The sequence below is a fragment of the Myxococcus sp. CA039A genome (assembly GCF_013336645.1).
GTDB classification, from domain to species: domain Bacteria; phylum Myxococcota; class Myxococcia; order Myxococcales; family Myxococcaceae; genus Myxococcus; species Myxococcus llanfairpwllgwyngyllgogerychwyrndrobwllllantysiliogogogochensis.
Genome location: NZ_JABUMQ010000045.1, coordinates 38,126 through 44,822 on the forward strand (window position 1 = coordinate 38,126; position 6,697 = coordinate 44,822).

Sequence of the window (6,697 nt, forward strand, 5' to 3'; positions counted from 1 at the left end):
CGGCTCACGGAGCGGTGCGGAACACCACCCGCACCTCGGTGGCCAACGGGTTGCCCTCGTAGTCCGTGAGGACGTCGCGCAGCACCAGCGTGTACTGCGTGTTCGGCGACAGCGTGGAGCCCTCGGCGACCCTGGCCTCCACGGTGTACTCCACGTCGCCCCGCTCCACGTCCTGGTCCAGCTCCGGAACTTCCGGCGCGAGGACGGTGAGCGGGACTTCATCGCGCGCGGCGAACACGGCGATACCGGGACGCAGGCTGCGCACGTCCATCGCCTCCGAGAAGGTGATGCGCAGCGTGCCATCCGTCGCCAGCACCCCGCCGCCCCCCGGGTCGGTGGAGATGACTCTGGGCGGCACCGTGTCGCGTCGGTCGTAGATGGCGTCCCCTGGCTCCAGACACCCCGAGAGCGACGCCACCGACAAGGCCACCAGCAGCGTGCCCCTCACGAAAGTCTGGCGCGCGCGCATCACCGGCACCCCTTCTGCGCCAGGCTCTCCGCCGAGTGGCACTTGAGGCAGGCCCGGTCATTCGCGGACGCCAGCTTCTTGCACGTCTGCGCGAAGCCCGCCGGGTGCGGGTTGATCTGCCGCCGCGACGACAACTCGGAGTGGCAGCTCATGCAGGACTCCTCACGGTGGCAGGAGATGCAGCTCGTCAAATCCCGCGACGCGGCGATGCCGTGGTGCTGCGGGCCAGGCAGCTCCACCCAGGCCCTGTAGTCCGGGTGCACCTTCTGGTTGCGCGGACGCAGCGACTTGTCCGCGTCCATGCCCACGCCCACCCGTTCATGACACGCGGCGCAGAAGGACTGCGCACGGTGGCAGCTCTCGCACCGGGGCGAGCCCGCTCGCGCCTGCACCGGGTGCAGCGTGATGTAGTCGTTCGGGTGGATGGACAGCGGCTTCTGCATGCCGTCGTGGCACGTCTGGCAATAGCTCTCGCTGTGGCACTGCATGCACGTCAACCGGTCCGTCGACGCGCGCGCCCCGTGGTTGAACTCGTAGCGCGGCCCGTGGTCCAGGCCCAGCGGGTTGCCCTGCATGGGACGCAGCAGGCCCGAATCAAAGACGAGCTTCAGTCGCCCAGAGGGCTCCGTCGGATGGCACGTGGCGCAGGTGTTGGAGGCCACGTTGCCGTCATGGCACTTGAAGCACGTGGCCATCTTCGGCAACTGGTTGCGCGTGGCGAGCTTCACGTCCGTCATCTCGCCGTGGCACACCGAGCACTCCACCTTCTTGTCCACGTGCTGCTGGTGGCTGAAGATGAGGTTGGCGGTGGGCATGGACAGCTTCGCGGGCTCCTTGCGCACCGTGGCGTCGAAACCCGGGTGACACGTGTTGCAGCTCGACTTCGGGTCCGTGGGCTTGCCCTTCCGCCCCGCCTCGATGTCGTGGCACGTCTCGCATTCCTCGTGCCCCGGGAGGTTGACGTCCTTGGGGGACTGACTGGCGCGGGCCGCGTCGTGGCACGTGGCGCACTCAGCCCCGGCCTCCAGGTGCTGCGCATGGTCGAAGCGCAGGGGCACATGCTGCGCGGGATACACGGCGAGGCTGCGCTCGCGAGCCGTGGCGGCCCAGGCGACGCCGGCGCCCACCATGGTGGCGAGCGCGGCCAGGGCGAGCAGCGCGTTTCGGTTCTGGCGGTGCGGCAGCATCTACAGGCTCGCCTTCAGGTCGAAGAGCAGGAAGCCCTTCGTGTCCGAGTCGGTGAACGGGTTGAAGTTCTGCTCCACCACCAGGGAGAGCCGCGTCGCCCGCGTCAGCGCTCGACTGGCCCACACCTGGGCGCCGTAGAAGTTGCCACCCAGGCGCGCGTTGAAGCTGTCGAAGATGCGCGCGAAGGACACCCGCGCGTCCAGGGTGAAGCGCTCCCGGTCGAACGTGTAGCCGCCGGTGAGGTCCCCCCAGAGTTGGTCGCCGCCGTAGCCCGTGCGGTACGTCACATCCAACGCCGACCGGAAGGACCCCGAGCGCCACGCCGCGCCCGCGGAGCCACCGACGCTGGTGGACTCGGGAGCACCCTCGGCGTCTACCTGGGCGGCGATGGCGAGGTCCGGGTTGACGTTCTCGTTGTACTTGCTGCCAAGGCCCTGCACGTAGAAGCGCAGCGCGCCAGGGGTGAACAGGTCCACGCGCAGCCGCGCCTCGTCACGGGGCGCCCACGCGAAGTAGTACCAGATGGAGTCCGCGGCCAGCACGGGCGACAGCCGCATCACCTCCGCAGTGGCCGCGAAGCGCGTGGCATCCCAGCGCAGCTGCGTGCGCACCTGCGCCACCTTGCCCATCAGCACGTCGTAGTCCACGCCCGCCAGCGCGTTGAGCCCCAGCCCGCGGCCGTAGCGCGCCTCCACCGTGGCGCGCTCCAGGTTCGTCTTCCCCTCCACCAGCGCCTTGCGATAGCCGACCGACGCGTGGAAGCCCTTCACGTCCTCCATCAGCAGCTTCGCGCCGATGAGGGGCTCCATCGCATCGAGCGTCGAGTCCGCGCCCGTCACGCCCGCGTCCAGGCGCCGCGCGTCGCTCTCCCGCGTCCCCTCCAACTGGTACACGGAGGAGCCCAGGAAGCTCGTGCCCTTCACCCACAGCCCGCCGTACACCTCCGCGCCCAATCCCAGGCGGCTCATGTACCGCACGCGCAAGCCGTCGAACGCGAGGATGTCCGAAACGTCCGTGTAGAGCTGTCGGCCCAGGCGCCCCTCGAAGCCGCCCTTCGCGTAGCGCACGTACGCATGCAACAGCTCTGCGTCTTCGGACTTCAGGCCGTCGACGCGCTCGGCCTCGCCCTTGGGCAATCCGAAGTCCGCCCAGATGCGCAGGTTGGACTCGAAGCCCAGGTCCTGCCCGGTGGCGATTTCGAAGGCGCTGAGGCCCAGGTACTGGACGATTCGCCGCCGAGGAAGCAGCACCGGGTCGTCCGGCGTACTGCCACGCCACGCACGAATCTGGTACGCCTGCGCCTCGGTTCGCGCTTCCACCAAGAACGCCGACGCGTGCGACGTCGCCGCTCCCAGCCCCACGCCCAGGGCACACCACACACCCAGGGATTGTGAGAGCTTCCAACACGTCCGCTGCGCCGTTCGAGCCAGGATGAAGGACGTCAAGGTGCGCACAGTATAGAGAAGTCGAAGTGCGGACAGTTCAGCTTTTCGCTCCAAGGAGACGCCAAATTGGAAGATTCCGCTCCCAGCGACGCCCGGCCTCATGAGCCGACGGGTCCCTCCGAGCCGCCACCCCCGGAGCGCCCTGAGCCAGGGAGCCCACGGAGGCTCGCGCTGGCGGGGGCGGCGCTGGCGTTGGTGCTGTTCATCGCGGTGGGAGGTTCGGTCCAGTTCCTCAACGCGGCCTTCGGAATCTGGTTCACCGAGGTGTTCATCTTCCTGGGCCTGGGCTGGTTGCTGCCGCGGATGGGCGGATGGAAGCCCGCGCTGTACACCGGGCTGACGCCGCTGCCCGCGCTGCCCACCCTCTTCGGCTTCCTGCTGGGCGTGGCCAACTTCTTCGCGCTGGTGGTGCCCATCCAGTTCGTTGCCCAGAAGCTCGCGCCCGAATGGCTGACGGAGATGTTCGACGGCTCGCGCCTCTTCGATCAGCAGACGCCCGTGGAGCTGGCCGTCATCCTCGCGGGCGTGACAGTCGCCGCTCCCTTCTGCGAGGAGCTGTTCTTCCGGGGCGTCTTCCAGCGGGGAATCACGCCTCGGCCTCCGGCATCACCGGTGAAGGCCCTGGTGATTTCCGCCGTGGTGTTCAGCGCGTTCCATCTGGACCCGGTGGGCTTCGTGGCGCGCGTGGAGCTGGGCCTGCTGTTCGGCTGGCTCTATCTGCGCACCGGCTCGCTGTGGCCAGGCATCGGCGCGCACGCGGCCAACAACCTGGTGTCCTCCGTGCTGTTCCTCGCGGCCAAGGCGATGGACCAGGGGGCGACGGACACGGACACCTCGCCGCTGGCCGTGCTCTCCCTGGCGGGACTGGGCTGGGTGGGGCTGCTGGGGCTGATGACCTTCGCGCGCCACCACGCGTCGGTCTGGGGCGTGGGCGCGCCACACAGCGACGAGAGCGCCCGGGAGACTCGGCCGGTGCCATCCCTGCCGACGCTGCTGTTTCCCTGGGTGACGGCCGCGACGGTGTCCCTCGTCCTGCTGGGCGTCGTGGACAGGCGAGGCATCTCCCTCAACCTCTTCGACGTGGCCAATCCGCTGACACCGCTCAAGAAGGACGCGGAGCCCGGGCTGCAGGCGGAGCGAGAGGCGTTGGAGGAGCTGCGGGCCGCCGCTCGTCGAGGCGCGGCCCCCATGGAGGCGTACCACGAGGAGCGGCTGCGTCAGGCCCGCGCCCACAAGAGCGCGGGCGGCCCCAAGCAGCCCTGACGGGCGAGAGGGGCAGCACGGCCCCTCACACCTCAGACGAAGCGATACGAGCTGACGTGGAACACGGGGCCCACCATGGCGCTGGTGAGCACGTCACGGTCCACGTCGCCCTCGGCCTCGATGCGCTGGCCGTCCTTCTTGATCTTCCGGTCGCCACCCGCCAGTTGGTAGGTGGTGCCGTCGTCGCCTTCCAGCACCCAGACGCCCGTCTCGACGTCCCGGAAGACCACGCGCCCGGACAGCTTCAAGGCACATCCTCCTTCTTGAGCATGGCCCGGGCGACGACGATGCAGAGGACGGTGTTGAAGCCCAGCCACGGCTTCGCCAGGAACGTGAAGGGCATCCACGACAGCGCGGGAGCGCCGGCCCACGCCGAGTACGCCAGGAAGCCCGCGAAGCCCAGCGCGAGCCCGCCCACCGCCGGACGCAGCCCCTTCCAGCCGATGGCCGGCAGCGACAGCAGGACGGGAATGAGCGCGCTGTAGAACAGCGGGCTCACCGTGCGACGGCCGAAGATGATGCGCTCCCAGTCGGGGATGGGCAGCGACGCCATCTCCACCACGCTCCCCGTCACGTCCGCGGAGCTCACGAACCACGTGCGCACGAAGTACACGCCCACCGTGGACAGCAGCAGCGGCACCAGGAAGGCCGGACGCAGGAGCGCGTTGAGGTAGCCCGGACGCTCGCGGCCCCGCAGGGTCAGCAGCACGAAGGCCAGCAGGCCCAGCGCCCAGTACAGCGGCGGCCAGCGCGACATCCCGCCACCCAGCGACGCGAGCGACGCCTCCGCGTTGAGCAGACCGTGGCCGTACTGCTCGGTCCATGCCTGGTCCGCGACCTTCGCCGCGCCGGCGTACAGCGCCTTCTCCACCGCGTCCGGAGTCTTCGCGCCAGCCGCGTACAGCATCGCGGCCACCGCGGCCACGTGCGGGGTGGCCATGCTGGTGCCCTGGTACGACGCGTAGACGGAGCGCGAGGGGTCTCTCGGGTCGATGGTGTTCTGGAGGATGCCGCCCTGGTCGCCCTTGCGCTTGTCACCACCGGGCGCCGCGATATCCAGCTCCTTGCCGTAGGACGAGTACGGCGCGAGCGAGCCCTCGGGCCCCACCGCCGACACCGCCACCGCGCCGGGATAGGCCGCGGGGAACTCCACGCGCGCGCGCCCACCGTTGCCGGCCGCGGCCACCACGGTGACGCCCTTCTTGCGCGCGTACTCCACCGCGTTGGCCATCACCTGCGAGTAGCCGCCACCGCCCAGCGACATGTTGATGACGTTGGCGCCCTTGTCCGCCGCGAAGCGGATGGCGTCCGCGATGTCCGCCGTGGTGCCGCCACCGAAGTGGTTGAGCACCTTCACCGGCATCAGCGTCGCCTCGAAGGCCACACCCGCCACGCCCTCGCCGTTGTTGGTGGCCTGGGCGATGGTGCCCGCCACGTGCGTGCCGTGCCCGTGGTCATCGTTGGCGTGCTCGTCGTCGTTCACGAAGTCGTAGCCCGGAACGAACTTCACGCCCTTCAGGTCCGGCACCTGCTTGAAGTCGTCGTGGTCCTCGTACGCGATGCCGGTGTCGAGCACCGCCACCACCACGCCCTTGCCCCGGCTGCGCTCCCACGCCTTGGGCATGTCGATCATCTTGAGGTTCCACTGCTGCGCGTACTCCGGATCATTCGGAGTGAAGCTGGCGCGGACCTCCATCAGCGGCTCGGCGGCCTCGACGCTGGGATGCTGGCGGATGCGCTCCAGCACGCCCTGCACGTCATCCACGCCCACCGCCAGGGTGAGGGCCTCGTCGGCGCTCTCCACGGAGTTGAGCTCCAGGTCCACGCCCCAGTCGGCCTCCCAGGCGTCAAACTGGGCCTGCGTGGTGCCGTCCTTGAAGTCCACGAGGATGGCGTGCGGGACGACATCCACGTCGTCCGCCAGGTTCTCGAGCGAGGCGGGAGGCGCGGGCGCACGCTCGGCGTCGCTCTCCGCGGACTTGCACGCAGGGGCTACCGTCACGGCCAGGGCCAGCGCGGCGCCACCCAGGGTCCATCGCACCATCCGCATCGGGCTACTCCTTGAGGAACGAGGCACGCTTCCGGAAGACCCTACGAACGAACGGCGAAACGATTGGGTCTGCACAGACAGTCTGTACGTCCGCTCTCCCGGCGTGCAAGTGCGGGAGGCTGAAGAAATGTGAAGGAGTCCGGTGGGTTGCAGCGCATCGGTCATCCGCCGGAGAGCCGCTGGAGCCAGGTGGACACGGCCCGTCCCACCTGCGGCAGGTTGCGCTGGAACGTCGCCCCCGCGTCATCGATGACCTCGAAATCCCCCCCGGCCCGCGCCACC

The 6,697-nt window shown here is 69.4% G+C and carries 6 protein-coding genes; 1 reads left to right on the plus strand and 5 read right to left on the minus strand.

Translation table 11 applies throughout. The features are described from left to right. Nucleotides 1–4: 4 nt before the first annotated feature. From HR086_RS10425 to HR086_RS10435, 3 genes are read right to left on the minus strand one after another with little or no spacing between them, the layout of a single operon-like run. A complete protein-coding gene (locus HR086_RS10425; RefSeq protein ID WP_174465499.1) occupies nt 5–469 on the minus strand; it encodes an Ig-like domain-containing protein in 465 nt (154 codons plus the stop codon). Further along, nucleotides 469–1,656 carry a cytochrome c3 family protein gene (locus tag HR086_RS10430; protein WP_174465500.1) on the minus strand — a complete coding sequence of 396 codons (1,188 nt, stop codon included), beginning with the start codon at nt 1,654–1,656 and terminating at the stop codon, nt 469–471. Before HR086_RS10430 ends, HR086_RS10425 begins: the two co-directional genes overlap by 1 nt. Beyond that, nucleotides 1,657–2,976, minus strand: a complete 1,320-nt coding sequence (locus HR086_RS10435; protein WP_371817380.1) for a hypothetical protein — start codon at nt 2,974–2,976, stop codon at nt 1,657–1,659. It lies immediately after the preceding gene. A gap of 192 nt (nt 2,977–3,168) precedes the next feature. On the opposite strand from HR086_RS10435, the gene HR086_RS10440 reads away from it, so the two are divergent. Continuing rightward, nucleotides 3,169–4,365, plus strand: coding sequence for a type II CAAX endopeptidase family protein (locus HR086_RS10440; protein ID WP_254614551.1), 1,197 nt, complete (start codon nt 3,169–3,171; stop codon nt 4,363–4,365). A 32-nt stretch (nt 4,366–4,397) separates the two neighbouring features. Here the strand turns inward: HR086_RS10440 and HR086_RS10445 are convergent, their stop codons facing one another. After that, nucleotides 4,398–4,613, minus strand: coding sequence for a DUF5818 domain-containing protein (locus tag HR086_RS10445; protein ID WP_141643979.1), 216 nt, complete (start codon nt 4,611–4,613; stop codon nt 4,398–4,400). Next, nucleotides 4,610–6,415 (minus strand): S8 family serine peptidase, encoded by a 1,806-nt coding sequence (locus tag HR086_RS10450; protein ID WP_174458673.1) that lies wholly within the window; start codon nt 6,413–6,415, stop codon nt 4,610–4,612. Before HR086_RS10450 ends, HR086_RS10445 begins: the two co-directional genes overlap by 4 nt. Nucleotides 6,416–6,697 lie beyond the last annotated feature (282 nt).